Annotated in this window: 26 protein-coding genes; 18 read left to right on the top strand and 8 right to left on the bottom strand. The window is 68.4% G+C overall.

Translation table 11 applies throughout. The features are described from left to right. Positions 1 to 22 precede the first annotated feature (22 nt). Entirely contained in the window at positions 23 to 1,282 is a 1,260-nt protein-coding gene (locus ACAM52_RS29710) for a branched-chain amino acid ABC transporter substrate-binding protein (protein WP_159274664.1), read from the top strand. A 193-nt stretch (positions 1,283 to 1,475) separates the two neighbouring features. Next, positions 1,476 to 4,694 (top strand): bifunctional cytochrome P450/NADPH--P450 reductase, encoded by a 3,219-nt coding sequence (locus tag ACAM52_RS29715; RefSeq protein ID WP_369645346.1) that lies wholly within the window; start codon positions 1,476 to 1,478, stop codon positions 4,692 to 4,694. 75 nt (positions 4,695 to 4,769) lie between these two features. On the opposite strand, the gene ACAM52_RS29720 is transcribed toward ACAM52_RS29715, so the two are convergent. The 5 genes from ACAM52_RS29720 to ACAM52_RS29740 form a co-directional block, all read right to left on the bottom strand. After that, on the bottom strand, positions 4,770 to 5,543 hold the full coding sequence (locus ACAM52_RS29720) for a triacylglycerol lipase (protein ID WP_095746971.1): 774 nt from the start codon (positions 5,541 to 5,543) through the stop codon (positions 4,770 to 4,772). Between the two features lie 85 nt (positions 5,544 to 5,628). Next, a complete protein-coding gene (locus tag ACAM52_RS29725; protein WP_062478422.1) occupies positions 5,629 to 6,264 on the bottom strand; it encodes a TetR/AcrR family transcriptional regulator in 636 nt (211 codons plus the stop codon). A gap of 30 nt (positions 6,265 to 6,294) precedes the next feature. Further along, complete coding sequence (locus ACAM52_RS29730) at positions 6,295 to 6,795, bottom strand: phasin family protein (protein WP_369645347.1); 501 nt, start codon at positions 6,793 to 6,795, stop codon at positions 6,295 to 6,297. Between the two features lie 55 nt (positions 6,796 to 6,850). Next, positions 6,851 to 7,402 carry a hypothetical protein gene (locus tag ACAM52_RS29735; protein ID WP_095950081.1) on the bottom strand — a complete coding sequence of 184 codons (552 nt, stop codon included), beginning with the start codon at positions 7,400 to 7,402 and terminating at the stop codon, positions 6,851 to 6,853. Between the two features lie 146 nt (positions 7,403 to 7,548). After that, entirely contained in the window at positions 7,549 to 9,255 is a 1,707-nt protein-coding gene (locus tag ACAM52_RS29740) for a wax ester/triacylglycerol synthase family O-acyltransferase (protein ID WP_369645348.1), read from the bottom strand. A 235-nt stretch (positions 9,256 to 9,490) separates the two neighbouring features. Here ACAM52_RS29740 and ACAM52_RS29745 point away from each other — a divergent pair, with 235 nt between their 5' ends. Together ACAM52_RS29745 and rocF are read left to right on the top strand one after the other, a co-directional pair. Continuing rightward, the gene (locus tag ACAM52_RS29745) at positions 9,491 to 11,542 is read left to right on the top strand and encodes a prolyl oligopeptidase family protein (RefSeq protein ID WP_369645349.1); all 2,052 of its coding nucleotides are present in this window, start codon (positions 9,491 to 9,493) and stop codon (positions 11,540 to 11,542) included. After that, positions 11,539 to 12,468: an arginase gene (rocF, locus tag ACAM52_RS29750; RefSeq protein ID WP_070063826.1), complete on the top strand. Its 930-nt coding sequence runs from the start codon at positions 11,539 to 11,541 to the stop codon at positions 12,466 to 12,468. The genes ACAM52_RS29745 and rocF overlap by 4 nt, the downstream gene beginning before the upstream one ends. 13 nt (positions 12,469 to 12,481) lie before the next feature. Here rocF and ACAM52_RS29755 read toward each other — a convergent pair whose 3' ends face one another. Together ACAM52_RS29755 and ACAM52_RS29760 are read right to left on the bottom strand one after the other, a co-directional pair. Next, on the bottom strand, positions 12,482 to 13,168 hold the full coding sequence (locus tag ACAM52_RS29755) for a DUF2242 domain-containing protein (RefSeq protein ID WP_369645350.1): 687 nt from the start codon (positions 13,166 to 13,168) through the stop codon (positions 12,482 to 12,484). A gap of 104 nt (positions 13,169 to 13,272) precedes the next feature. Next, positions 13,273 to 14,547 (bottom strand): Glu/Leu/Phe/Val dehydrogenase, encoded by a 1,275-nt coding sequence (locus ACAM52_RS29760; protein WP_070063824.1) that lies wholly within the window; start codon positions 14,545 to 14,547, stop codon positions 13,273 to 13,275. 252 nt (positions 14,548 to 14,799) lie between these two features. Between ACAM52_RS29760 and ACAM52_RS29765 the strand changes: the two genes are divergently transcribed. From ACAM52_RS29765 to ACAM52_RS29825, 13 genes are all read left to right on the top strand, one after another. Further along, on the top strand, positions 14,800 to 15,255 hold the full coding sequence (locus ACAM52_RS29765; protein WP_095950083.1) for a hypothetical protein: 456 nt from the start codon (positions 14,800 to 14,802) through the stop codon (positions 15,253 to 15,255). Between the two features lie 143 nt (positions 15,256 to 15,398). Beyond that, positions 15,399 to 15,866 (top strand): Lrp/AsnC ligand binding domain-containing protein, encoded by a 468-nt coding sequence (locus ACAM52_RS29770; protein WP_062478450.1) that lies wholly within the window; start codon positions 15,399 to 15,401, stop codon positions 15,864 to 15,866. Positions 15,867 to 15,980: 114 nt separating this feature from the next. Continuing rightward, positions 15,981 to 16,670 (top strand): GntR family transcriptional regulator, encoded by a 690-nt coding sequence (locus ACAM52_RS29775; protein ID WP_095950084.1) that lies wholly within the window; start codon positions 15,981 to 15,983, stop codon positions 16,668 to 16,670. Positions 16,671 to 16,900: 230 nt separating this feature from the next. Further along, positions 16,901 to 17,839, top strand: a complete 939-nt coding sequence (locus ACAM52_RS29780; protein ID WP_369645351.1) for a fumarylacetoacetate hydrolase family protein — start codon at positions 16,901 to 16,903, stop codon at positions 17,837 to 17,839. 64 nt (positions 17,840 to 17,903) lie between these two features. Further along, positions 17,904 to 18,920: an ABC transporter substrate-binding protein gene (locus ACAM52_RS29785; protein ID WP_369645352.1), complete on the top strand. Its 1,017-nt coding sequence runs from the start codon at positions 17,904 to 17,906 to the stop codon at positions 18,918 to 18,920. 17 nt (positions 18,921 to 18,937) lie between these two features. Further along, positions 18,938 to 19,501: a VOC family protein gene (locus ACAM52_RS29790; RefSeq protein ID WP_369645353.1), complete on the top strand. Its 564-nt coding sequence runs from the start codon at positions 18,938 to 18,940 to the stop codon at positions 19,499 to 19,501. A gap of 56 nt (positions 19,502 to 19,557) precedes the next feature. Beyond that, complete coding sequence (locus tag ACAM52_RS29795; protein WP_082818351.1) at positions 19,558 to 20,328, top strand: ABC transporter permease; 771 nt, start codon at positions 19,558 to 19,560, stop codon at positions 20,326 to 20,328. Positions 20,329 to 20,384: 56 nt separating this feature from the next. Next, on the top strand, positions 20,385 to 20,786 hold the full coding sequence (locus ACAM52_RS29800) for a VOC family protein (protein ID WP_095746984.1): 402 nt from the start codon (positions 20,385 to 20,387) through the stop codon (positions 20,784 to 20,786). Beyond that, positions 20,783 to 21,598, top strand: coding sequence for an ABC transporter ATP-binding protein (locus ACAM52_RS29805; RefSeq protein WP_235926969.1), 816 nt, complete (start codon positions 20,783 to 20,785; stop codon positions 21,596 to 21,598). Before ACAM52_RS29800 ends, ACAM52_RS29805 begins: the two co-directional genes overlap by 4 nt. Before the next feature lie 45 nt (positions 21,599 to 21,643). Beyond that, positions 21,644 to 22,537 carry a 4-hydroxy-tetrahydrodipicolinate synthase gene (gene dapA / locus ACAM52_RS29810; RefSeq protein WP_369645354.1) on the top strand — a complete coding sequence of 298 codons (894 nt, stop codon included), beginning with the start codon at positions 21,644 to 21,646 and terminating at the stop codon, positions 22,535 to 22,537. A 6-nt stretch (positions 22,538 to 22,543) separates the two neighbouring features. Then, the gene (locus ACAM52_RS29815) at positions 22,544 to 23,386 is read left to right on the top strand and encodes an alpha/beta hydrolase (protein ID WP_369645355.1); all 843 of its coding nucleotides are present in this window, start codon (positions 22,544 to 22,546) and stop codon (positions 23,384 to 23,386) included. Then, a complete protein-coding gene (locus ACAM52_RS29820) occupies positions 23,383 to 23,973 on the top strand; it encodes a malonic semialdehyde reductase (RefSeq protein WP_369645356.1) in 591 nt (196 codons plus the stop codon). The genes ACAM52_RS29815 and ACAM52_RS29820 overlap by 4 nt, the downstream gene beginning before the upstream one ends. Before the next feature lie 10 nt (positions 23,974 to 23,983). After that, positions 23,984 to 24,721, top strand: coding sequence for a sulfite exporter TauE/SafE family protein (locus tag ACAM52_RS29825; RefSeq protein ID WP_369645357.1), 738 nt, complete (start codon positions 23,984 to 23,986; stop codon positions 24,719 to 24,721). Positions 24,722 to 24,733: 12 nt separating this feature from the next. Here ACAM52_RS29825 and ACAM52_RS29830 read toward each other — a convergent pair whose 3' ends face one another. Next, positions 24,734 to 25,435: a YggS family pyridoxal phosphate-dependent enzyme gene (locus ACAM52_RS29830; protein ID WP_369645358.1), complete on the bottom strand. Its 702-nt coding sequence runs from the start codon at positions 25,433 to 25,435 to the stop codon at positions 24,734 to 24,736. A gap of 51 nt (positions 25,436 to 25,486) precedes the next feature. Between ACAM52_RS29830 and ACAM52_RS29835 the strand changes: the two genes are divergently transcribed. Continuing rightward, complete coding sequence (locus ACAM52_RS29835; RefSeq protein ID WP_062482334.1) at positions 25,487 to 26,530, top strand: type IV pilus twitching motility protein PilT; 1,044 nt, start codon at positions 25,487 to 25,489, stop codon at positions 26,528 to 26,530. Positions 26,531 to 26,546: the final 16 nt, after the last annotated feature.

A 26,546-nucleotide genomic window follows, 5' to 3' on the forward strand; every position in this document is an offset into this window, starting at 1 on the left:
CACACACCCTCCGGAGACACCCATGAAGCTCACGCATGCGCCCCTGGCGCGGATCGCCCTTGCCTCTTTGTTTGCCATCGCCGGCACCGCAGCGCAGGCGCAGCAGCCAACCTACAAGATCGCCTACATCGATCCGCTGTCGGGGCCGTTCGCCAACGTGGGCGAGCTGATGCTCATGCACACGCAGTACGCCATCGAGGACATCAACGCCAAGGGCGGCGTGCTCGGCGGCATGAAGCTGCAGCTGCTGCAGTTCGACAGCAAGCTCTCGGCGCAGGAAAGCCAGAGCGCGCTGCAGGCAGCGATCGACCAGGGCGCCAAGGCGATCGTCACGGGCGGCTCGGGCTCGTCGGTGGTCACGGCGCTGGTGCTGGCCGTGGCGCGCTGGAACCAGCGCAACCCGGGCAAGGAACTGATCGTGCTGAACCACTCCTCGATCGACCCCGAGATGACCGGCAAGGGCTGCAGCTTCTGGCACTTCCAGACCGAGGCCAACACGGCGATGAAGATGAAGGCGCTGGCCAACTACATCAAGAAGACGCCGGACGTGAAGAAGGTCTACCTGCTGAACCAGGACTATGCCCACGGCAAGCAGTGGGCCAGCTACGGCCGCCAGCTGGTGGGCCTCGCGCGTCCCGACATCCAGTTCGTCGGCGAGACGCTGCACCCCATCGGCCGCGTGAAGGACTTCGCGCCCTACATCGCCAACATCAAGCAAAGCGGCGCCGACTCGGTCATCACCGGCAACTGGGGCCAGGACATGACGCTGCTGCAGAAGGCCGCGGGCGACGCGGGCTACAACCTGCGCTACTTCAACCACAGCGCGGGCTCGGTGCCGGGCACCGTCACCGCCGTGTCGCAGGCCAAGACGGGGCAGCTCACCTGGGTGGCCGAATGGCACCCGGGCCAGGCCGACACGCCGAAGGTCGATGCACTCGCCAAGGCTTACAAGGCCAAGACGGGCAAGGACTTCCTCGCGCCGCGCATCGACCTGACGCCGCGCCTGCTGGCCGCCGCCATCGCCAAGGCCGGCAGCGCCGACACGGTGAAGGTGGCACGCGCCCTCGAAGACCTGAGCTTCGACTCGGTGGTAGGCCCGGTGCGCATGCGCGGCGAAGACCACCAGCTGCTGCTGCCGCAGGTGGTGAACACCATCGCGCCGGTGGACGGCAAGGCGGTGAAGACGGGCTGGGAAGGCACCAACTACGGCTTCCGCACCGATGCGGTCTATACCGGGAACGAACTGGCGCAGGGCACCGACTGCAAGATGGTCCGACCCTGACTGAGTTCTTTCGGGGGACGTGCCCGGGCCACTGTGAATGACGATCACGCTGACGGCGTGATCGCCCCCTGCGCCGTGCAATTGTTTCCTAGGGAAACCCCGTCCTGCCCACCCCCTGTGCCATCGGGATACTCCGGATTCGCATCCCGGACATCCGAAGCGGGTCCATACCGAAGGCACAACAAGGTACACCATGGCAGGAAAGAACTCGCTCCATCCGATCCCCCATCCGGCGAAGAAACCCTTCGTCGGCAATCTGCTGTCCATCGGCTCCGACTCGCCGGTGCTCGACATGTGGAAGATCGCGCAGGACCTCGGCGGCATCTACTGGCTCGACATGCCGGGCATGCCGGTGATCGTGGTGTCGTCGCCCGCGCTGGTCGACGAGCTGTGCGAAGAGCCGCGCTTCGACAAGAGCACGCGCGGCGCGCTGCGCCGGCTGCGCGCTGCGTCGCACGGCCTCTTCACCTCCGACACGCACGAGGAGACGTGGTCGAAGCCGCACAACATCCTCTTGGCCAACTTCAGCCAGCGCGCGATGCAGGCCTACCACCCGATGATGCTGGACATCGCGGGCCAGCTGGTCACCAAGTGGGAGCGCCTGAACTTCGATGAAGAGGTGGACGTGGTGCGCGACATGACCGCGCTCACGCTCGACACCATCGGCCTGTGCGGCTTCGGCTACCGCTTCAACTCGTTCTACCGCGAGGGCTTCCATCCTTTCGTCGATGCGATGGTGCGCACGCTGGAGACGGTGCAGAACCGGCGCGGCATTCCGCTCGAGGAGCTGATGCTCAAGAAGGAGCTGGCGCAGCAGCGCAAGGACATCCGCTACATGCACAAGATGGTGGAAGACATCATCGAGGAGCGGCGCGCGAGCGGTGCCGACATCGCCACCAAGCCCGACCTCCTGAGCTACATGATCGCGGGCGTGGACAAGAAGAGCGGCGAGAAGCTCACCGACAAGATGATCCGCGACGAGTGCATCGAATTCCTCATCGCGGGCCACGAGACCACCAGCGGCCTGCTCTCGTTCGCCATCTACTTCCTGCTGAACAACCCCGAGGCGATGGCCAAGGCGCAGGCCGAGGTCGACAGCGTGTTCGGCGGCGAAACCACGCAAAAGCCCACCTACGCGCAGGTCAACCGGCTGCAGTACGTGATGCAGGTGCTGAAGGAATCGCTGCGCCTGTACCCGACCGCGCCCGCGATCTCGATGCGCGCGAAGGAAGACACGAAGATCGGCGGCCAGTACACGATCAAGAAGAACAACATGGTCATCATGCATGCGCTGGCGCTGCACCGTGACAAGGGCATCTGGGGCGACGACGCCGACCAGTTCAACCCCGACCACTTCAGCCGCGAGGCCGAGCGCGAGCGGCCGGTGAACGCCTTCAAGCCCTTCGGCAACGGACAGCGCGCCTGCATCGGGCGGCAGTTCGCCCTGCAGGAGGCGGTGCTCACGCTGGGCATGATCCTGCAGCGCTTCAACCTCGTCGATCACACGGGCTACAAGCTCAAGATCAAGGAAGCGCTGACGATCAAGCCCGAGAACTTCAAGATCAAGGCGCTGCTGCGCGACCCGGCCTCGCGCCCGCGCGGCACCGTGGAAGCGGCGGCCACGCCCGACACGCCGGCCAAGCCCGCCGCGCGCAAGCCGCAGGCGGCGCGCCACGGCACCTCGCTGCTGGTGCTGCAGGGCTCCAACCTCGGCACCGCCGAAGACCTGGCGCGCCAGCTGGCCGAGGCCGGCGAGCTGCGCGGCTTCTCGACCCAGCTGGCCTCGCTCGACGACTATGCCGAGCGGCTGCCCGCCAGCGGCGCGGTGGCGATCGTCTGCGCCTCGTACAACGGCGTGGCGCCCGACAACGCGGCCGAGTTCCACCGCTGGCTCGACAAGGCCGACGACTCGCTCAACGGCGTGCGCTTCAGCGTCTTCGGCTGCGGCAACACCGACTGGGCCGCCACCTACCAGGCGGTGCCGCGCCGCATCGACGAGCGGCTCGAAGCCTTGGGCGCCGACCGCGTGCACGAGCGCGGCGAAGGCGATGCGCGCGAGGACATGGACGGCGCCTTCCAGGACTGGAGCGACGCGCTGTGGCCCGCGCTGGTGAAGACCTTCGACATCAAGAACGGCGCCGACACGCCGGCCGAGGCCGAGCCGCTGTACACGCTCGAAGAGCTGCCGCCGCCGCAGAAGAACGCGCTGGTCGATGCGCTGGGCGCCGTGCCGCTGCGCGTGATCGAGAACCGCGAGCTGCAAAGCGCCGGCGCCAACGGCGAGGCCGGACGCTCCACGCGCCACGTCGAGCTGATGCTGCCCGAGGGCGTGAACTACGTGCCCGGCGACCACCTGAGCGTGGTGCCGCGCAACAGCCCCGCGCAGGTCGAGCGCGCGATGGCGCGCTTCGGCTTCGACCGCTCGGCGCACGTGCGGCTGTCGGCGGTGCCGGGCCGCAAGGCGGCGCTGCCGGTGGACCAGGTGATCGCGGTCGATCGTTTGCTGGGCGACTACGTCGAGCTGCAGGACGTGGCCACGCGCAAGCAGATCGCCACGCTCGCCGCGCACACCGAGTGCCCCTTCACCAAGCCGAAGCTGCAGGCGCTGTCGGGCAGCGACGAGGCCTCGCAGGCCGCGTACAAGGCCGAGGTGCTGCACAAGCGCAAGTCGCTGCTGGAGCTGCTCGAAGAGCACCGCGCCTGCCAGGTGCCGTTCGCGGTGTTCCTGGAAATGCTGTCGCCGCTGTCGCCGCGCTACTACTCGATCTCCTCGTCGCCGACGATGACGCCGGGGCGCTGCAGCGTGACGGTGGGCGTGGTGAGCGCGCCCGCGATGTCGGGCAAGGGCACCTTCGAGGGCGTGTGCTCCAACTTCCTGGCGCGCGCCGAGGCCGGCGACACGGTGCACGGCGTGATCCGCGAGACCACGGCCGAGGGCTTCCGCCTGCCGGAGGATGCCAACCGGCCGCTCATCATGATCGGCCCGGGCACCGGCCTGGCGCCGTTCCGCGGCTTCCTGCAGGCGCGCGCCGCCCAGGTCGAACGCGGCGATGCGCTGGGCGAGGCGATGCTGTTCTTCGGCTGCCGCCATCCCGAGCAGGACTTCATCTACGCCGAAGAGCTGCAGGCCTGGTCGCACCGCGGCCTGATGAAGCTGCACACGGCCTTCTCGCGCGCCGGCGACCGCAAGGTCTACGTGCAGGACCTGATCCGCGAACAGGGCGCGGCCGTGTGGAAGCTGCTCGAAGCCGGCGCCGTGGTGTACGTGTGCGGCGACGGCTCGCGCATGGAACCCGACGTGCGACGCACGCTCAGCGACCTTGCGCGCGAGCACGGGCAGGACAGCGCGGCGTGGATGGACAAGATGATTGCCGAGCAGCGCTATGTGCTCGACGTGTGGGCCGGGGCCTGAAGAACCAAGTCTGGAGCCCCAAAGCAAAAGACCGGCATTCGCCGGTCTTTTTTATTGGGGAGCGTTCGCCTCAGGTCAGACGTTGCGGTCCGGGTCCGGGTACACCAGCGGCCCGAGCATGCCGCGGTTGAAGGGCTTCCACTCGCCCTCGGGCTGCGCCAGCCGGTCGGCCACCGCATAGAGCACGGCGGGGTGCGCGCCGAGCCCCAGGTGGCTCGCGACCACCTCGATGTTCTCGGACTGCGGGCCGGTCTTTTCGAGGCTGCAGCGCCACGCGACGACGCCGTCGGTGCGGCTGAAGATCGAGGTCGTGGGCACGGGCGGCGTGGGTTCGACGAACTTCATGCGGCGCGGGTCGTGCGAGCTCTGGCCGCTCACGCCTTCGTACACGCGCCAGGCGTTGGTGGCGCGCGGGCTGCCCGAGAACGGGCTGCCCAACGTGATCACGTTGCGGATGAGGTCCTTCTGCGCCGAAGCCAAGAGCCGCGCATAGACGCCGCCCAGGCTCCAGCCGATCACGCTGACCTTCTGGCCGCTCTTGTCGGCCAGGGTCTTGAGCAGGTCGACCATGCCGTCTTCGACGCCGGCGCGCGGGCCCAGGTTGCGGCCCTGACCCCAGCCGTGCGCGTCGTAGCCGCGGCTGCACAGGTAGCGGCGCAGCAACAGCGTGGACATGTCGCTGGCCACCAGGCCCGGCAGCACGAGCACGGGGTGCCCGTCACCGCGCGGCGCGAGCTGCAGCAGCGGCCACATGGCGAGGCCGGCGCCGGTTTCCCAGAGGGCGCGCGCTTCGGCCAGCAAGAGCAGGCGCGACGGCGGTGCGATGGGTTCGTGGGTGGCGGTGGTCATGATGGCGGCTTCCTTTCTGTTTCTTTCTTCTGTAGGACGACGATGGGGGTGCGAAGTTGCATGCCCCGTCGGACGACGACTTCATTTATCCGAGGTATTTGCCCCTCAGGTAATCAAGATAAGCCCTCGATTCGCTGGAAACATACGGAGAAACCAGCGTGAGTGTGTAGAAAGCCGCCAAACCGGGGTCGGCCTGCGCCAGCGCGTCGCGCCCCGGCACCAGCCGCTCGAACGAGAGCCAGCAGGTGGTGGTGAAGACCATCTGCAGCGCCAGGATGCGCGCCTGCTCGGCGCTGGTCTCGATCACGCCCGAGGCCACCAGCCCTTCGCACAGCGTCTGGGCCGCCAGCAGGTTCTGCGCGGTCATGGCCTGGGCGCGTTGCCCCAGGGCCGGGTACTCGCTGGCCAGGAAGGCCATGTCGCGATAGATGAAGCGGTACTCGTCGATGGCCTCGAAGCGCAGGTGCAGCGCCAGCCACAGGTCGTCGATGGCGGTGATGGAGGCCGACGAGCCGTTGAGCACCTCGAGCCGCTGCTCGAAGCGCCGGAACAGCCATTCGACGATCAGCTGCTTGGCCTTGAAGTGGTAGTGCAGGTTGCCCGGGCTCATGCCGAGCTCGGCCGCGATCTTGTGCGTAGACACGGCCGGAAGACCTTCCGCGTTGAACAGCGCAAGGCTGGTCTGCAGGATGCGATCGCGCGTGGTGTTGGAGCTGGCCACAAGCGGCGTGTTGCGTGCGTTGCGTGCCGCTCAGCGCTTGCCGCCGGAGCCACTTGAACTGGACGGTTTCTCGAGTCTGGCGAGGCGTTCGCGCAACTGCGCCACCTCGTCGCGCAGGGCCTGCACCTCGTCGGCGCTGGGCATGCCCAGGCGTTGCAGGGCGGTGGCGACACGCTGGTCGAACACGTCCTCGAACTTGCGGATGCCGAAGGTGTCCAGGCTGGGAAAGCCGCGCGTCAGCGCCGCCTTGGCACCGGCCACGTCGGCCTTGCCGTGCCCGATGCCGAGCAGGCCTTCGATCACGTTGGCCTGGCGCTTGGCGACGTCGTTGCGCACGTTGTCCAGCGCCTTGAGGCCGGCGCGCAGCAGCGCTTCGGCCTTGTTGGTGCCGGCCGCAGCTGTGTCTGTGGGCGGTGCTTTCGCAGCCGGCGCCGCCTTGCGGGGCGCGGCTTTCTTCTTGGCCGCTGGAGCCTTCTTGGCAGGCGCCGCCCTCTTCTTCAACTTTGCAGTGTCATCGGGACGGGTCGCCATGCGGTGGTGCTCCAGGGGCGGTAGAAATGAAAAGGGCGCGGTCAGCGCCCCGGAATCAGGCCGCCTTGCGGGCAGCGCGGCGAACCGGCTTCTTGGCCGCAGCGACCTTGGCCTTCACGGTGCGCACGGGGGCGGCTTCTTCGGTGCCGCTCACACGGGCTTCGATCTGCTTGGTGCCAGCGACGATGCGGTCAGCGATTTGCACCGACACGGTGGCGAAAGGCTGGTTCACGGCCGACAGGGCGTTCAGCACGGTGGTGGCAGCGGGCGATTCGATCTGGGCGACGCGGTTGGCGACGGTTTCGATGCCGCTGGTGGTGCCGGCAGCGACGCGGTCCATCACGTTCACGATGCGGCTGGTGTCGATGTCCAGGCGGTTGGCCAGGAAGCCGTGCACCTTCTCTTGCGCGCCGATCAGGTTGGCCTTGATCTGTTCGCTCACCAGCGGGATCTGGCGGTTGCCCAGGAACTCGCTGTAGCGCGAAGCGGCACCGCCCAGCAGGCGTTGCACGCCGGTGCGGTAGGCACCGACCAGGGTCTTGCCTGCGTCGTTGTACTGGCCGACGACGTGGATGGCGGCGGAAGCGATGTTGGTTTGCGTGGACATGTGAGATTTCCTTGAAGTTGAATGGCTCGCGGGGAATCGCGATGGGCCAATCATCTTCCGCAGGGCCTAGGCCTGGAAAACTAGAACGGTCGGAAAACTAGTCCAACTGCCCCAATTTTTTGTCCAGGCCGGGCCGGCCCTGTCGATCATGCCGCAGCGGCGCGCGGCGATGCGGCGGCCTTGCGGGCCGCGGGCCGGGGTGCGGCCTTCTTCGCCGCAGCCTTCTTCGCAGGGACTTTCTTCGCCGCCGCCTTGACCGGCGCGGCCTTGGCCGGGGCCTTCTGCGCCGTCTTCTTGGCGGCGACGGCCTTCACCGGCGCCTTCTTGCGCGCGGCCGGCTTGCGGGCCGGTGCAGCGGCCTGGGCCTCTTCGTCGGCTTCCGGGGCGGGGGCGGCCACGGGCTTGGGCGGTGTCGCCGGCGCGCCGGCGACGGCCGGGTGCTTCTGCGTCAGCTCCATCAGCAGCTTGTGCTCGGCCAGCAGATAGTCGCCGATCTCGGTGATGTCGGGCACGGCGCGGCGGCAGGCGATCAGGCCGTAGTCCATGCGGCCGTTGTAGCTTTGCACGGTGACGTTGAGCGCGGTGCCGTGGCTGGCGATCGACACCGGGTAGTAGCAGGTGACCAGCGCCCCCGCGAAGTACATCGGGAACGGCGCGCCCGCCACGTTCGAGACGGCCACGTTGGCCGCCGGCGGCAGCAGGTTGACGATGCCCGAGCGCCCCACCATCGACGCGATGCCCGACACCAGCCAGGGCGCGGCGAAGGTCGGGAAGTCGTCCAGGATCACGGCCTTGAAGCGGTTCATCGTCGACTTCGAGGAATTCGACGAGGCGTTGATCGCCTTCAGCCGCTGCAGCGGATCGGTGATGTCGGTGGCCAGGCTCACGAGGATCATGCTGGCCTGGTTGTTGGCCGTCTGGTCGCCGGCCTCGCGCAGGCTCACGGGCACGCCGGCCACCAGCGGCTTGGCCGGCAGCTCGTTGTTGTCGGCCAGGTAGTGGCGCAGCGCGCCGGCCACGGTGGCCAGCACCACGTCGTTGAGCGACACGCCGAAGTGCTTGGCGATGTACTTGGTCTCGGCCAGCGAAATGGTGCGCCCGGCAAAGGTGCGCTGGTTGGTGATCGACACGTTCAGCGAGGTGCGCGGCGCGAAGAGATTGAACTTCTTCGGCGCGGTGGCGGCGGCCTTGTCGGCCGCCTTCTCGTCGGGCTGGGCCAGGCCGCCGATGGCGCGCGCGATGGCCGGCGCCATCTTGAAGAGCTTCACGTACTGCTGCGCCGTGTTGCGCAGCGCCGCCGTGGCGAGCTCGGCCATGCCCAGCTGGTAGCCGTTGCTGCGCGGGCGCGCACGCGGCGGCTTGATCACGCGGCCCGTGGCCTCGAGGTCGAAGATGGCCTTGCCCAGCTCGACGCCGGCCTGCCCGTCGATGCCCGCGTGGTGCACCTTGGTGTACAGCGCCACCTGGCCGCTCTTGAGGCCGTCGATGATGAAGAACTCCCACATCGGCCGGCTGCGGTCCATGAGCGTGGAGTGCAGCCGTGCCACGTACTGCTGCAGCTGGCGGTTGGTGCCGGGCTTGGGCAGCGTGATGTGGCGCACGTGGTAGTCGAGGTCGATGTCGTCGTCCTCGACCCACACCGGATTGGTCATGTCGAAGGGCATCAGCGCGAGCTTGCGCGTGAACACGTCGGCCAGGTGGATGCGGCTGGCCATGAAGGCCTTGGCGTCTTCGTAGAAGTCGCCCTTGTAGCCCTTGGGCAGGTCCAGCACGTTGAGCGACCCCACGTGCATCGGCATCTCGGGGGTTTCCAGGTGCAGGAAGGTGGCATCAAGACCGCTCAGGTGTTTCATGTGTGGTTCTCCTCGTTGGGGCATGCGCCGTCCGGCAGGATACCGTGGGCATCGCGTTCGTGGGCCTTCGCTTCTTCAGTGTTTCCACCGGGGGAAGGCACGCCCGGGACAGGGGTTTGCCCCAAGGATGGCCGGGGCGCGCATCCACATGTAATGAAAAAATCGACGCGCCTCGAATGCAGCAACAACTGCTCACAGGCCGCCGCGGTCACGGGGGCTTCGTACACTGTGCCGCATGACCTCTGCGCACAACGAAGACCCCCATCTCTGGCTCGAAGACATCGACGGCGAAGCCGCTCTGGACTGGGCTCGCCAGCAGAATGCACATGCCGTTCACACCTATGCGCAGTCGCCGGCCTTCCAGTCGATCGAGCAGGGCCTGCTCGAGGTGCTCGACTCGGACGCGCGCATTCCGATGGTCAGCAAGATCGGTGCGCTGTACTACAACTTCTGGCGCGACAAGGCGCACCCCAAGGGCCTGTGGCGCCGCACCACGCTCGATGAATACCGCACGCCCGAACCCGCGTGGGAGACCGTGCTCGACCTCGACGCGCTGGCCGCGCAGGACGGCGAGAACTGGGTCTGGCACGGCGCCGACTGCCTGGAGCCCGCGTACGAGCGTTGCCTGATCTCGCTGTCGCGCGGCGGCGCCGATGCCGACGTGGTGCGCGAGTTCGACCTCGTGAGCATGACGTTTGTCGAAGGCGGCTTCGCGCTGCCCGAGGCGAAGAACCACGTCACCTGGAAAGACATCGACCACCTGTACGTGGGCACCGATTTCGGCCCCGGCTCCATGACCAGCTCAAGCTACCCGCGCCTGGTGAAGGAGTGGCAACGCGGCACGCCGCTGGCCGAGGCCGTCACCGTGTACGAAGGCGCGCACGAAGACATGTCGGTGAGCGCCTGGAGCGACCACACGCCCGGCTTCGAGCGCGACTTCGTCTCGCGCCAGATCGACTTCTACGACAGCGAGACCTGGCTGCGCGCGCCCGACGGCACGCTGGCCAAGATCGACGTGCCCGACGACGCCAACACCGGCGTCACGCGCGAGTGGCTGCTGATCGAGCCGCGCGAAGACTGGACCGTGGCCGGCCGCACCTACACCGCCGGCTCGCTGCTGGCCGCGCGCTTCGACGACTACATGGCCGGCGCGCGCGAGCTCACGCTGCTGTTCGAGCCCGACGACACCACCGCGCTCGACGACTACTCGTGGACGCGCCACCACCTCATCCTCAACGTGATGCACGACGTGGTGAACCGGCTGGAGGTGCTCACGCCGCCGGCGGACGGCCTGGGCGACTGGGCCCGCGACAGCCTGGGCGGCGCGCCCGCGCTGTCGTGCGTGGCGGCCGGCGGCATCGACGAGACCGAGAGCGACGACTACTTCCTGACCGTGAGCGGCTTCCTGCAGCCGACCACGCTGTACATCGGCACCCTCGGCCAGGGCGAGCCGCAGCCGCTGAAGCACAGCCCCGGCTTCTTCGACGCCTCGCGCTTTCGCGTGAGCCAGCATTTCGCGACCTCGGCGGACGGCACGCGCGTGCCCTACTTCGAGATCGCCGCGAAAGACCTCGTGGCCGACGGCACCAACCCCACGCTGCAGTACGCCTACGGCGGCTTCGAGATCTCGCTGGAGCCGAGCTACAGCGGCGGCATCGGCCGCGCCTGGCTCGAACGCGGCGGCGTGTACGTGGTGGCGAACATCCGCGGCGGCGGCGAGTACGGCCCGCGCTGGCACCAGGCCGCGCTGCAGGAGAACCGCCTGCGCACCTGCGAGGATTTCGCAGCCGTGTCGCAGGACCTGTTCGCGCGCGGCATCACCTCGCCCGCGCACCTGGGCGCCATGGGCGGCAGCAACGGCGGCCTGCTCATGGGCAACATGCTCACGCTGTACCCGCAGCTGTACGGCGCCATCGTGAGCGAGGTGGCGCTGCTCGACATGAAGCGCTACACGCAGCTGTCGGCCGGCGCCTCGTGGATCGCGGAGTACGGCGACCCGGAACTGCCCGACGAATGGGAGTTCATCCGGACCTTCTCGCCCTACGAGAACGCGCAGGCCGACGCGCCCTACCCGCCCGCCCTTTTCACCACCTCCACGCGCGACGACCGCGTGGGGCCCGTGCATGCGCGCAAGATGCACGCGAAGCTGCTCGCGCAGGGGCACGACAGCAGCTTCTACGAGAACATGGAAGGCGGCCACAGCGCCGCCGCGGACAACAAGGCGTCCGCCTTCATGGATGCGCTCGGCTACGCCTACCTCTGGCACCACATCGGGAGACCGACATGAACAGCAGCAGCACCGGGACCACCACCCTCGAACTGATCGGCGCGCCGACCGACATCGGCGCCAGCGTGCGCGGCGCGGGCATGGGCCCCGACGCGCTGCGCGTGGCCGGCCTGGCCGAGGCGCTGGCGGGCCAGGGCTTCACGGTGCTCGACCGCGGCAACCTCGCGGGCCCGGCCACGCCGTGGGCGCCGCCGGCCAACGGGCTGCGCCACCTCACCGAGGTGATCGCGTGGAACCGCTCGGTCTACGCCGCCGTCGACACCGCGCTGGGCGCCGGCCACGTGCCCGTGATGCTGGGCGGTGACCACTGCCTGGCGATCGGCTCCATCAGCGCCGTGGCCTGGCATGCGCGCAAGCGCGGCAAGAAGCTGCGCGTGCTGTGGCTCGATGCGCACTCCGACGTCAACACCGAGACCACGAGCCCCAGCGGCAACCTGCACGGCATGCCGGTGTCGTGCCTGCTGGGCCACGGGCCGGCGGACCTCACGGGCTGGAGCGGCGAGCCTGCGGCGCTGGCGCACGACGCGATCCGCTTCATCGGCATCCGCAGCGTCGACGCCGACGAGAAGGAAGCGATCCGCACGCTGGGCCTGCACGTGTTCGACATGCGCCACATCGACGAGAACGGCATGCGCACCACCATGACCGAGGCGCTGCAGGACGTGGACGAAGACACCCACCTGCACGTGAGCTTCGACCTCGATTGCCTCGACCCGGCCGATGCGCCCGGCGTGGGCACGGGCGTGCGCGGCGGGCCGACCTACCGCGAGATGCAGCTGTGCATGGAAATGATCGCCGACACCGGCCGGCTCGGCTCGGTCGACGTGGTGGAACTCAACCCCGCGCTCGATGTGCGCAACCAGACGGCCGAGGTGGCGGTGGAGCTGATCGAGAGCCTGTTCGGCAAGTCGACGCTGGTGCGCTGACTGCCGAGCTTGTTCAACCGCGGTTGGGCGACGGCGCCACCGGGAAGGTGGTGGCTGCGGGGCGCGTGGCGGGCTTCGGTGTGTCGTCGGCCGGTGCTGCGTCCGCTGGCATGTCGGGGCCGCCGCCCTGCAGGAAGCGCTCGACCAGCGTGAAGAAGCGGTCGTAGAAACGTTCGTCGGTGAGCGTCTGGCTCGCCACCTTGACCATCGCCTCGTTGCTGCCGCCGAAGGGCAGCGAGAGCGAGCCGATGGCGCCCACGCCGAGGCTGGCCGAGTTGCTGCCCTTCTTCAGGCCGTAGCGGTCTTGCAGTGCGGTCGCGAAAGCTACGGTGCTGCGACCGCCCGAGGCGCTGCCGGCGCCCCCTTCGCGCGCGCAGACCACGCGGAACTCAACCTCGACGTGCGTTTCGGCCGCGGGCTGGAAGCTCTTGCGCGCGGTCACCAGGTCGGCGTTGGCGGCCGTGACCATATAGCCCTGGCTCAGCAACGCGCGTCGCGCCGCCTCGCAGGTCTGCGCCTCGCTGGCGGCGTAGTTGCGCGTGTGGGTGGTGGTCGAGTCGAAGTCTTCGGGCTCGTAGGCCTGCCCCGTGCCGAAGCTACCGCAGCCGGCCAGCAACAGGGCCGACAGCAGGCCCGGGAACAGAAACGCCGGCACGCGGGCCGGCGAAGAGAAGAAAGCAGCAGAAGAGGTCTGGGGCATGGCAGGGCGGGAAGGACACCGGATGCTAACCAACCGGCGGCTTCGCTTCGAGCCCCCGGCACGCCGGGGGTTCCCGAAAGGCCCTGCAAGCCCCGGAGATCGCGTCAGGGGTACAGTCCGCGTTCCTGGCGCGCCATCAGGATGCGCTCGCAGGCCACCGCGTAGGTGGCGGTGCGCAACGGGATCTTGTGCTTGTCGGCCGTGTCCCAGATCTGGTTGAGCGCGTTCATCATGATGCGGTCGAGGCGCACGTTGATCTCGTCCTCGTCCCAGAAGAAGGACGAGAAGTCCTGCACCCATTCGAAGTACGAGACCGTCACGCCGCCGGCGTTGCAGATCACGTCGGGCACGACCAGCACGCCGCGCTCGGCCAGGATGTCGTCGGCCTCGGGCACCGTCGGGCCGTTGGCGCCTTCGAGCACCAGCTTGGCGGTGGTCTTCTTGGCGCGTTCGGCCGTGAGCTGGCCTTCGAGGGCGGCCGGGATCAGGATGTCGCAGGTCACGTCCCAGAAGTCTTCGTTCGGCACGATGTCGCCGCCGGCCTTGAAGCCGACCACGCCGTCGGTGCGCGAGATGGGCACCAGCTGGGTCAGATCGAGGCCGTTGGTGTTCACGATGGTGCCGGTGTGGTCCTGCACCGCGACGATCTTGGCGCCGGCTTCGACGAACAGTTCGGCCGCGACCGAGCCCACGTTGCCGAAGCCCTGCACCGCGATGCGCGCGCCGCGCAGGTCCATGCCCAGGCGGCGGGCCGCTTCACGGCCGGTGACGAACACGCCGCGGCCGGTGGCCTTCACGCGGCCCAGCGATCCGCCCAGGTGCAGCGGCTTGCCGGTGACCACGCCGGTGGCGGTGCCGCCGACGTTCATGGAGTAGGTGTCCATCATCCACGCCATGATCTGCGCGTTGGTGTTCACGTCAGGCGCGGGGATGTCGGTGTGCGGGCCGATGATGATGCCGATCTCGCTGGTGTAGCGACGCGTGACCTTCTCCAGCTCCTGCAGCGACAGCTTCTTCGGGTCGACGCGGATGCCGCCCTTGGCACCGCCGTACGGCAGGTTGACGGCAGCGGTCTTGATGGTCATCCAGGCCGACAGCGCCATCACTTCTTCCAGCGTGACGTCGGGGTGGAAGCGCACGCCGCCCTTGCCCGGGCCGCGGCTCATGTTGTGCTGCACGCGGTAGCCCTCGAAGTGGGCGATGGTGCCGTTGTCCATCTCGATCGGCACGTCGACGATCAGCGCGCGCTTGGGGCGCTTGAGGGTTTCGACCCAGCGTGCCAGCGGGCCGAGGTACGGCACGACACGATCGACCTGCGACAGGTAGGTGCCCCAGGGGCTGTTGGCCGTCGGATTGACGAAGGAGAGTTTCTCGTTCATGGAAGATTCCCTTGGTTGGAATGGATGGGCGCAACGATATGCCGACTGAGGGCCGCGCGCCATGGCTTATGCATGCCGCGATGGCGGTTATGCAAGAGAAGTTGGAAGGCCCCTTGCGGCCCCTCTCGGCGCGCCCCGATGCAGGTGGATACGCACATGACAAAACCGTCATCCAGACGTTATCGGTCGCGTGGATGCGCTTCGTACAGTCGTTCTCACCAACCAAGCAACCACCTCAAGGAGTGAACGAACATGAAGCTGTCTGCCACCACCCGCCTTCTGAACACCGCCGCCGTCGCCGCCCTGCTGGGCCTGGCCGCCGCGCCGAGCTTTGCCGGCAACTACGCCGAAGGCGACCCGCGTCCCGCGCCCTTCGCGTCGTCGACGACGCGCGCCGCCGTGACGGCCGACGCCCAGCAGTGGCTGAAGACCGCGCCCACCCAGGGCTACAACGAGAACATGGGCCAGGAGCCGGTCGTGGTCTCGGCCAACAGCCGCGCCGCCGTGGCCGCCGACACGCAGCTGTGGATCCGCTCGGGCCTGGCCGCCCAGCAGTCGGGCGAAGCCGGCGCCGACACGTCGCGCCCCGGCTACCGCGAAGCCCAGGCCGCCTACACCAAGCTGCGCGAAGGCCCGGCCTACGGTGCGCTGGTCGACCAGCTCTCGGGCCGCCAGGCTGCCGCACCGGGCTCGACCACGGTGCGTTGAATGCGGTGACCCACGGCTTTCGGTAGTTCAAACGACTGCAAAAGGGTAGTCCAACGGCATTTCCTTGGTTCTATCTCCTATGGCCGTGACAAATAGGCCGCATTTCTTGCAGCCGATCGATGTGCGCGCCGGATAATCCTCGAATGCTTGATCTGGACCGCATCGATCTGCGCCTGCTGAAGATCCTTCAGGAAGACGGCCGCATCACCAACCTCAAGCTGGCGGAGGCGGTCGCGCTCTCCCCCACCGCCGTGCTAGCGCGCGTGCAGCGCCTCACGCGCGACGGCTTCATCCTGGGCTATGAGGCCCGCCTCGACCCCTACAAGCTGGGGCGCGGCTTCACCGTGTTCGTCGAGGTCCTGCTCGACCGCACCACCGCCAACGTCTTCGACCAGTTCAAGGCCGCCGTGCAGGTGCGTGACGAGATCATGGAATGCCACATGGTCGCCGGCGGCTTCGACTACCTCCTCAAGACCCGCATGGCCGACATGGCCGCCTACCGCGAGTTCGCCGGCACCGTGCTGTGGCAGTTGCCCGGGGTGCGCGAGACGCGCACGTATGCGGTGATGGAAGAGGTCAAGAGCAGCGCGCGCCTGCCGCTGGGAGTCTGAGGCGCACGCCCGCCCGGGGCGTTTAGGCCGACGTTATTGCATGCGACAATTAAATTTTGTCGACAATATGTCGTCCCACGCCACGTGGGCGGCACGCCCCCGAAGAAGCAAACCATGGAAAACGAGCCTGGAAAAACGCTGTCCCAGACCATCTCGGACCGCCTGGCCGAGGAAATCGTGCTGCGCCGTTTCCAACCGGGCGAGCGCCTGGACGAACAGACGATCGCGACACGCTTCGGCGTCTCGCGCAGCCCGGTGCGCGATGCACTGCGCCAGCTGGCCTCGACCCGGCTGATCGAGCACCTGCCGCGCCGCGGCTTCTCGGTGGCGACGATGGCGCCCGCCGACCTCGACGGCCTGTTTGAAGCCTCCGGCGAACTGGAAGCCCTGTGCGCCAAGCTGTGTGCGCTGCGCGCCGCGCCGTCGGAGCGCAAGCGCATCGAGTTCGTTCATCAGCAAGCCGGACGCGCCGCGGCAGAGGGCGACGCGAAAGCGTACGCCGCGCTGAACGAGGAATTCCACGCGCTGATCTACGCCGGCGCCCGCAACAAGACGCTGCAGGACCTCGCACTGAGCCTGCGGCAGCGCCTCGCCCCCTTCCGCTCGCAAGGCTTCTTCACGACGGAAAACCGCCTGCAGCATTCCCATGTCGAGCACGACGCCCTCGTTGCCGCCCTGCTGGCGCACGACGGTGACGCCGCCGCCGCCGCCATGCACAGCCATGCGGCCAACTCGGCGATGAACGTGCTGCAGCACTTCGACGGCAGCGCCTCCCGCACCCCGTCTTCCAGCGCCGCCGCCTGACGCGGCTGCCGCGCCCTCTCCCTCCCTCCCGTTTCCGCTGGCCCGCCCCGGCCCGCCGCTCCCGGCGCAGGCCGGCCGCGGCATGCGTCCGCACGCCCGTTTCAGGCATGCCGCGACAAACCCTTGACGTTCGTGAACACCAAAACATAAAATTGCACACAATTCGCAGACACTGAATGCAAAACAACCGTCGCGGATTCCAACCCACCTACAAAAGAGGAGTCAATCGAATGTCCTGGATCGCGCTCGCCACCTACCGCCGTGCCGGCGGGCTTGCCCCCGCCCTGGTGATCGACAGCCAGCTGTACGACCTGGAGGCGGCCCGCGCGGCCGGCCTGCCGCCGCTGCCCGAGGCCTGGGTGACGCAGGGCGTCGAAGCCATGCTGCGCGACTGGGCGAACGCGCAGACCTGGCTGCGCGACGCCACGCCCATCGCCGCCGCGCTCGCCGCCTCGGGCGCCATCCGGCCGGTGGCCGACGGCACCGCGGCCGTGGCTGCGCCCTTCGTGCCGAGCCGCATCTTCTGCGCCGCCTCGAACTACGCCTCGCACGCCAACGAAATGGGCACCGTGCTGGCGGCCAAGTCGCAGAGCAAGCCGTACATGTTCCTGAAGCTCTCGAACACGGTGATCGGCAACGGCGAGACGATTCAGATGCCGCCCGAGACCGGCAAGCTCGACTGGGAGGTCGAACTCGCCGCCGTGATCGGCAAGCGCTGCCGCCGCATCTCGGTCGAAGACGCACTCGACGCCGTGGCCTGCTACACGATCGTCAACGACATCTCGGCGCGCGACCTCAACATCCGCGGCGACTACCCGTTCAAGCACGACTGGTTCCAGGGCAAGTGCCACGACACCTTCGCCCCCATCGGCCCGTGGCTGGTGCCCGCCTGGCAGATCCCCGACCCGCAGGCCGTGCAGATGCGCCTGGACGTGAACGACGAGCCGATGCAGCAGGACAGCACGGCCAACATGATCTGGACGGTGCGCGAGCAGATCGCCTACCTGTCGACCATCGTCACGCTCGAGCCGGGCGACGTGATCGCCACCGGCACGCCGACCGGCGTGGGCATGGGTCGGGGTATCTACCTGAAGCCGGGCGACCGGCTGGTGGCGAGCATCGAGGGCATCGGACGGCTGGCCAATCAAGTGCAGGCAGAGCGCGTCTGAGCGTCGCCGCGGCGGGGCCACGGCCCCGTTCTTTCGCATCACAACAAGGTATGGAGACAAAGACATGCAACCCACCCGCAGAGGATTCGCCGCGATCGCGCGCGCGCTGACCGGCCTCGCCTGCAGCGCGCTGCTGGCCGGCGCGCCCCCCGCGTTCGCCCAGGAGAAGGTCACCTACAACATGGCCTGGCTGCCGCAGGGCAGCTCGGTGGGCGTGATCGTCGCGCAGGCGCAGGGCTACTTCCGCGAGCTGGGCCTGGACACCGCCATCGTGCGCGGCTACGGCGGCAACCGCACCGCCAACGAGCTGGACCAGGGGCAGTTCGAGTTCGGCTACGTCGACCCGATCAGCCTCGTGCTCAACCGCGCCAACGGCGGCAAGATCCGCATGATCGGCGCCATCAACACGCGCTGGCCCGCGGGCATCTGCTTCGACACCAAGCGCCACCAGCCGAAGACGCCGGCCGACATGAAGGGCCTGCGCCTGGGTGGCGGCTCGGCCTCGCCGGTGCACAACGTCGTGCCCGCCTGGCTGGAGCTGAACCGCCAGCCCAAGGACAGCATCCGCCTGCTGCGCATGGACCCCGCCGTGGTCGACGCCTCGTTGATCGAAGGCAAGGTCGACCTGGCCGAGTGCTGGCGTGGGAGCAACCGCGCCGTCACGCAGAAGCAGGCCCAGGCCGCGGGCGTGACGCTGGGCTGGATCGAGTACAGCGACTTCGGACTGGACGCCTACGGCAGCGGCTTCGCGGCCAGCGAAGACCTGATCAGGAAGCGCCCCGAGGTGGTGAAGAAGTTCCTGCGCGCGTCGTACCGCGGCTACGAATTCGCCATGGCCCACCCCGAGCAGGCGGCCGACCTCATGGTGAAGATGTTTCCCACCACCGACCGCGCCGTGGCGCTGGCGCAGATCAAGGACATGAACGACCTGCTGGTCGACCCCGCGGCCAAGGCCAAGGGGCTGGGCCATCTGCGCGAAGACCGCATGCGCGCCACCGTGCAGTTCGTCGACAAGGCCTTCGGCCTGGGCGGCAAGGTGAAGCCGCAGGACGCGTACAGCAACGACCTGCTCGCACCATGAGCCCGGGAGCAACACCGATGGTTCAACGCCCCCGTCCCCAGCGCCTGGGGCACGTCGTGCTCAACGTGCGCGACCTGAAGGCCTCCGTGCGCTTCTACACCGAGATCGTCGGGCTGCAGGTGTCCGACTACATCGAGGACCAGATGGCTTTCCTGCGCTGCGGGAACGACCACCACGACCTGGCGCTGGCGCAGATTGCGCCCGGCGATCCGCAGCATGCGGCCACCTACACGCCGGGGCGGCCCGGGCTGGAGCACTTCGCCTACCAGCTCGGCTCACTGGCCGAGATCGAGGACGCCGCGCGCTACCTGCAGGCGCAGGGCATCGACATCGTGCGCGGCATCGGCAAGCACGGGCCCGGCGAGAACCTGTTCCTCGTGTTCAAGGACCCCGACGGCAACTACTGCGAGTTCTACGCGGAGATGGTGCAGATCACGCCCGCGCAACCCTACACGCCCCGCGTCTGGAAGAACGACCTCGCGGCCTTCGACCAGTGGCACTTCGACCGGTTCGTGGTGCCGCCGCCCGAGTGGGGACCGCGCACGGCCCGGGACGAAGACAGCGACGACCCCAAGCGCTGAACGCGCCGCACGACAAGACAAGACACGACACATAAAAAGACCTGGAGACAAGACACATGCACCCCGCCCCTTCTTCGCGCGCCGAATCGTGGCGCCGCTTCACCGACCCCGCCCTGCTGTTCCTCGCGCTGGGCCTGCTGTGGGAAAAATCGGTCGACGTGTTCGGCATCAAGCGCTACCTGCTGCCGCCGCTGTCGCAGGTGCTCGACAGCCTGTGGACGAACCGCATGGCGCTGCTCGTGCAGTCGTGGGTCACGACGCAGGAGGTGCTGGCCGGCTTCGCGCTGGCGGCCGTCGGCGGCGTGCTGCTCGGGCTCGCGATCCACGCCATCCCGGTGGTGCGGCGGGCGCTGTACCCGCTCATCGTGGTGTTCCAGGGCCTGCCCAAGATCGCGCTGGCACCGCTCATGGTGATCTGGTTCGGCTACGGCGACACCTCGAAGGTGCTGATGGCCTTTCTCTTCGCCTTCTTCCCGGTGGTGATCGCCACCATGGGCGGGCTGGCGGGCACGCCGGCGCACCTGGTGGAGCACTTCCGCGCCATCCGCGCCTCGTCCTGGACCACCTTCCGCCGCCTCTACGTGCCTTCGGCCCTGCCGTCGATCATGGACGGGCTGCGCTCGGCCATGCCGCTGGCCGTGATCGGCGCGATCGTGGGCGAGTTCGTCGGCTCCGAGCGCGGGCTCGGCCACCTCATCCTCGAGGCCAATGCCAACGCGCGCACCGACTACCTGTTCGCCGCGCTGGTGGTGATCTCGGTGGTCGCCGGCCTGCTGTACCTGCTGGTCGAGCTGGCCGCCAAGCGCATCTGGTGGCGCGGGCTCTGAGCCCCTTCCTTTTCTCTTTCGCCTTTTCCAAAGATTTCAACTCAGGAGACATCCCCATGGCCAAACTGCGTCACATCGCCCTTGCCGTTCCCGATCCCCAGAAGGCGGCCAAGTTCTACAGCGAGGTCTTCGACCTCACCATCGTCGAGCCCACGCACTCGCCCATCGCCGACGGCGTGTACCTCACGGACGGCACCATCTGCCTGGCGCTGCTGAACTACAAGACCGACGAGGCGGCAGGCCTTGAAAAGGGCAAGGACTGGATCGGCACGCACCACTTCGGCTTCTGGGTCGACGACCTGGACGCGCAGCGCAAGGCCATCGAGGACAACGGCGGCACCTTCTTCATGGACCTGCCGCACGACAAGAAGAGCCTGTACTACGAGATGAAATTCCGCGACCTCGACGGCGTGGTCTTCGACATCTCCGAAGGCGGCTGGGTGGGGGCCCGCAAGTGAAGCCTGGGACTGTGGCCACCGGCGAGGCGACGGTGCGCGCCCCCGGAGCCATCGACACCGCGATCGGCGTCAGCCGCGTCGCCAAGACCTTCGACGCGCGCCACAGCGTGCGCGCGCTGGAGCAGGTCGACTTCACGGTGCAGCGCGGCGAGTTCGTCTCGATCCTCGGGCCCAGCGGCTGCGGCAAGAGCACCCTGCTGCGCATCGTGGCCGGGCTGATCCAGCCCGACGCGGGCGGCGAGGTGCGTGTGCTCGACCACCTGCAGACGCGGATGTCCGACGACGTGGGCGTGGTGTTCCAGACCCACAACATGCTGCCGTGGGAAACCGTGGAAGCCAACATCCGCCTCGCGGCCGAGGTGCGCAAGCTGCCGAAGAAGGACATCGACGAACGCGTGGAAGCGCTGCTGCCGATCCTCAAGCTGGAGAAGTTCCGCCGCAACTACCCGCACGAACTTTCGGGCGGCATGCGCCAGCGCGCGGCGCTGGGGCAGATCCTCGTGATGCGGCCCCAGGTGCTGCTGCTCGATGAGCCCTTCGGCGCGCTCGACGCGCTCACGCGCGACCAGCTCAACGTCGAGCTGCTGCGCCTGTGGCAGGAGATGCGCCAGACGGTGATCCTCATCACCCACAGCATCTCGGAGGCCGTCTTTCTCTCGGACCGCGTGCTCGTGATGTCCGAGCGGCCGGGACGCATCGTCGAGGACATCCGCATCGACCTGCCGCGCCCGCGCGACCCGCGCACCACCAAGGAAGCGGCCGCCTTCGGCCACTACGTGGTGCAGCTGGGCCACCTGATGGGCGTCGACTGACGCCGCCCGTAGCCCCTCTTCGTTCTTCTTCCGGAGCTCTCTGCCTTGAACCTCTCGAAATTCCACGGCGTGGTGCCTGCCATGGCCACGCCTTTCACCGCCGACCACCGGCTCGACGAAGCCCGCGTCGGCGAGCTGATCGACAGCTACATCCGCGCCGGCGTGCACGGCATTTCCGTCGCCGGCAGCCAGGGCGAGTTCTTTGCCCTGGAGCGCGACGAGCACATCCGCCTGCTGGAGCTGTCGATGCGCGCCATCGACGGCCGCGTGCCCTTGTATGCCGGCACCGGCGGCGCCACCACGCGCGACGCCATCGCGCTCACGCAGGCCGCCGAAGCCCTGGGCGCCGACCTGGCGCTGGTGATCACGCCGTACTTCGTGCAGCCCACGCAGGACGAGCTGGTCGCCCACTACACCGCCGTGGCGCGCGCGACGAAGCTGCCGGTGATGCTCTACAACAACCCGCCGCGCACCGCCGTCAACGTGCTGCCCGCCACGCTCGCGCGCTGCATGCAGGCGGCCGACAACATCGTGGGCATGAAGGACTCGGGCGGCGACCTCACGCAGTCCATCGAGTACCTGCTGACCGCGCCGCGCCCCGCGCTGCTGTTCTCGGGCCGCGACACCATCGCGCTGTCGATGATGTTCCACGGCGCGCAGGGCACCATCTCGCCCGCCGCCAACGTGTTCCCCGAGCTCATGGTGCGCATGTACGACGCGCTGCGCGCCGGCCGCCACGACGAGGCGCTGCGCGTGTCGAACATCTTCGCGCCGCTGCGCGCGGCCTGGGCCTGGGGCTCGTTCCCGGTCGTCATCAAGGAAGCGATGACGCTCGCGGGCCGCAGCGCCGGGCCGACGCGCCCACCCGTCGCCGCGCTGCCCGAGAAGGTGCGCGCTGACCTGCGGACCGTGGTCGAGCGCATCGGCGCCAGCGCGTAACCCGCCATGCCGCCGAACCCCGCAGCCGGCGACGGCGAGCGCCGCTACAACGCGCGCCTGGCCGTCCCGCACTACCAGGACATCTTCGACGGCTGGGCACGCGCGTCCGCCGCGGTGCGGGCCGACGCGCTAGGCCGGCTCGATCTGGCTTACGGGCCGCATGCCGCAGAACGGCTCGACCTGTTCCTGCCCCAAGGCCGCCCGCGCGGCACGCTGATGTACATCCACGGCGGCTACTGGCGCTCACTCGACAAGAGCGACGCCTCGCTGGTTGCACCGCCCTTCACCGCCGCGGGCTACGCGGTGGCAGTGGTCAACTACGCGCTGTGCCCCGCAGTGAGCGTGGAGACCATCGTCGCGCAGATGCGCAGCGCGGCAACCTGGGTCGCCGCGCACCACGCGCAGTGGGACGCACCGCCCGGACGCCTGTTCGCCTGCGGCCATTCAGCCGGCGGGCACCTGGCAGCGATGCTGCTCGCCACCGAACCCGAGGTGAAAGCCGCCGTCTGCATCAGCGCGCTGTACGACCTGCGCCCGCTGCTTGACGTGCCGTCGGTGATGGAGGCCACGCGCTTCACGCCGCACAGCGCGGCAGCCCTGAGCCCGGCCCTGTTGCGACCGATCTCTGCCGCGCCCCTGCTCACCGCGCTGGGCAGCGAGGAGAACGCCGGCTTTCACGAACAATGCGGGATCATCCAGCGCCAGTGGCACGACGTGCACGCTGGCCACATCGATTGCCCCAGCCACGATCACTTCTCGATCCTCGACGCGCTGACGCAAGCCGACGGCGCCATCGCGACCGCGGCACTCCGCCTGATGCGGTCTTTCGACGACACACCTTCCCCATGATTTCTGACAGCGCTCTCGACACCCTTTTCCGCCAGGCCCGTTCGCACAACGGCTGGCTGCCCCGACCGGTCAGCGAAGCGCAGCTGCACCAGATTCACGAACTCGTGAAATGGGGGCCGACCTCGGCCAACTGCTCGCCGATGCGCGTGGTCTTCGTGCGCACCGACGAAGGCCGCGAACGCCTGCGGCCGCTGCTCTCGCCCGGCAACGTCGACAAGACGATGACGGCGCCTGTCACCGCGATCCTCGGTTTCGACACGGCCTTCTACCGCGAGCTGCCACGGCTCTTTCCGCACCGGCCGTCGATGCAGGACGACTTCACGGGGCCCGACAAGGAGGCGCACGCGCTGCGCACGGCCTTTCGCAACGCGAGCCTGCAGGCGGGCTACTTCATGCTCGCGGCACGCGCCATCGGGCTGGATTGCGGGCCGATGTCGGGCTTCGACGCGGACGGCATGGACGCCGCCTTCTGGCACGGCACCTCGGTGCGCACCAACTTCCTGTGCAACCTCGGCCACGGCGACCCCGCCAAGCTGTTCGAGCGCCATCCGAGACTCGCGTTCGAAGAAGCCTGCCGCTTCGCCTGAGGGTCGCACGATGCTTGTCGATGCGACGTTGATCGCCGCAGCCTTCGTGGCGGGCGCCCTGAACGCAGTGGCCGGGGGCGGCAGCTTCCTGACGCTGCCGGCCCTGGTGTTCGCCGGCGTGCCAGCCGTCAGCGCCAACGCCACGGGCACGCTCGCGCTGCTGCCCGGCTACCTGTCGGCGGCCTGGGGCTTGCGCGGCGACACCCAACCGCCGCCCGGGCTGTCCATGCGGACGCTCGTGTTGCTTTCGCTGATCGGCGGCAGTACCGGCGCGCTGCTGCTCCTGCTGACGCCCGATGCCACCTTCCGCCGCGTCGTGCCCTGGCTGCTGCTGCTCGCCACCTTGCTGTTCGTGCTGGCACCGCGCCTCACGGCGTCTCGACAGTCGGGCGCGCACCGGCCGGCGGTCGCGATGGTCTCGGTGCTCGCCGTCACGGTCTACGGCGGCTACTTCAACGGCGGGCTGGGCATCCTGCTGCTGGCACTGTTCGGCTTGCTCGGCCAGACCCGCCTGCTGGCGGCCAACGGGCTCAAGAACCAGGTGTCGGCGCTGCTCACGCTGATCGCGGTCGCCCTCTATGCCTGGGGCGGCCTGATCGCCTGGCGCGAGGCCGCGATCATGGCGGGCGCCGCGCTGCTCGGCGGCTACCTCGGCGCCCGGGGCGCGCGGCGCCTGCCGCCGGCCTGGCTGCGCGCGGGCATCGTTGCCACGGGGCTGACGATGAGCTTGCTGTTCTTCCTGCGCTAGGGGCCTATGACTTCAGGCGGGCTTGCGCGCCCGCCCGCCGAAGATCGCCGTGCCGACCCGCACCACCGTGCTGCCGGCGCTGATTGCCGCTTCGAGGTCCCCGCTCATGCCCAGCGACAGCGTGTCCAGCGCGATGCCCTCTGCGCGGATCGATTCGAACACCGCGTGCGCGCGCAGGCACAGTTCGCGCTGCGCCGCGAAATCCGCTGCCGGTTCGGGGATCGCCATGAGCCCGCGCAGCGTCAGTTGTGGCAAGGCCGCCACAGCGCGCGCGAGCGCCAAGGCTTCTTCCGGCGGCACGCCGGACTTGTTCACGCCGCCGTCCACGTTGACCTGCAGGCACACCTGCAGCGGCGGCAGATGGGCCGGGCGCTGGGCCGACAGGCGCTCGGCGATCTTCAGGCGGTCGATGCTGTGGACCCAGTCGAACTGCTCGGCCACGGGCCGCGTCTTGTTGCTCTGCAGAGGGCCGATGCAGTGCCATTCGAGCCCCGCGCGCAGGTCGGCCAGCGCGGCGATCTTGTCCAGGCCCTCCTGCACGTAGTTCTCGCCGAAGGCCGACTGGCCGGCCGCGTGCGCCTCGCGCACGGCCTGCGGCCCGAAGGTCTTGGACACCGCCAGCAGGCGCACCGCCGCCGGGTCGCGCCCGGCCTGCGCACAGGCCCGGTCGATCCGGGCCCTTACTTGCTGGAGGTCGTCGCCAATCATCGTCATAATCTTCCGAATTCGTATCAAAACGTCACTAAAGCCTGCCTGAGGAGCCCCGTGGACATCACCCAACTGCTGGCGTTCAGCGTCAAGAACAAAGCCTCCGACCTGCATCTGTCGGCCGGCCTGCCGCCGATGATCCGCGTGAACGGCGACGTGCGCCGCATCAACGTCGATGCGCTGGACCACAAGGCCGTGCATGCCATGGTGTACGACATCATGAGCGACACGCACCGCAAGCACTACGAAGAGTTCCTGGAGGTCGACTTCTCGTTCGAGATCGACGGCCTCGCGCGCTTTCGCGTGAACGCCTTCAACCAGGCGCGCGGCGCGGCCGCGGTGTTCCGGACCATTCCCTCGAAGATCCTCACGCTCGAGCAGCTCAACGCGCCGAAGATTTTCGGCGAACTCGCGCTCAAGCCGCGCGGCCTCGTGCTGGTGACGGGCCCCACGGGCTCGGGCAAGTCGACCACGCTGGCGGCGATGGTGAACTACCTCAACGAGAACGAGTACGGCCACATCCTCACGGTGGAAGACCCGATCGAGTTCGTGCACGAATCGAAGAAGTGCCTGATCAACCAGCGCGAAGTGGGGCCGATGACGCTGTCGTTCGCCAATGCACTGCGCTCCGCCCTGCGCGAAGACCCGGACGCCATCCTGGTGGGCGAGCTGCGCGACCTCGAAACCATTCGCCTGGCGATGACCGCGGCCGAAACGGGCCACCTGGTGTTCGGCACGCTGCACACCTCGTCGGCCGCCAAGACCATCGACCGGATCATCGACGTGTTCCCGGGCGAAGAAAAAGAAATGATCCGCGCGATGCTGTCGGAGTCTTTGCAGGCCGTGATCTCGCAGACGCTGTGCAAGACCAAGGACGGCCAGGGCCGCGTGGCGGCGCACGAGATCATGCTGGGCACGCCGGCCATCCGCAACCTGATCCGCGAGGCCAAGGTCGCGCAGATGTACTCCACCATCCAGACCGGCCAGGGCTCGGGCATGCAGACGCTCGACCAGAACCTGACGGAGCTGGTGCGCCGCAATACGATCTCTGCCGCCGAAGCGCGCGGCAAGGCCAAGATCCCAGAAAACTTCCCCGGCTGATTCGAACAGCCACCCG

The sequence above is a fragment of the Variovorax sp. V118 genome (genome assembly GCF_041154445.1).
Taxonomy (GTDB): Bacteria; Pseudomonadota; Gammaproteobacteria; order Burkholderiales; family Burkholderiaceae_C; genus Variovorax; species Variovorax boronicumulans.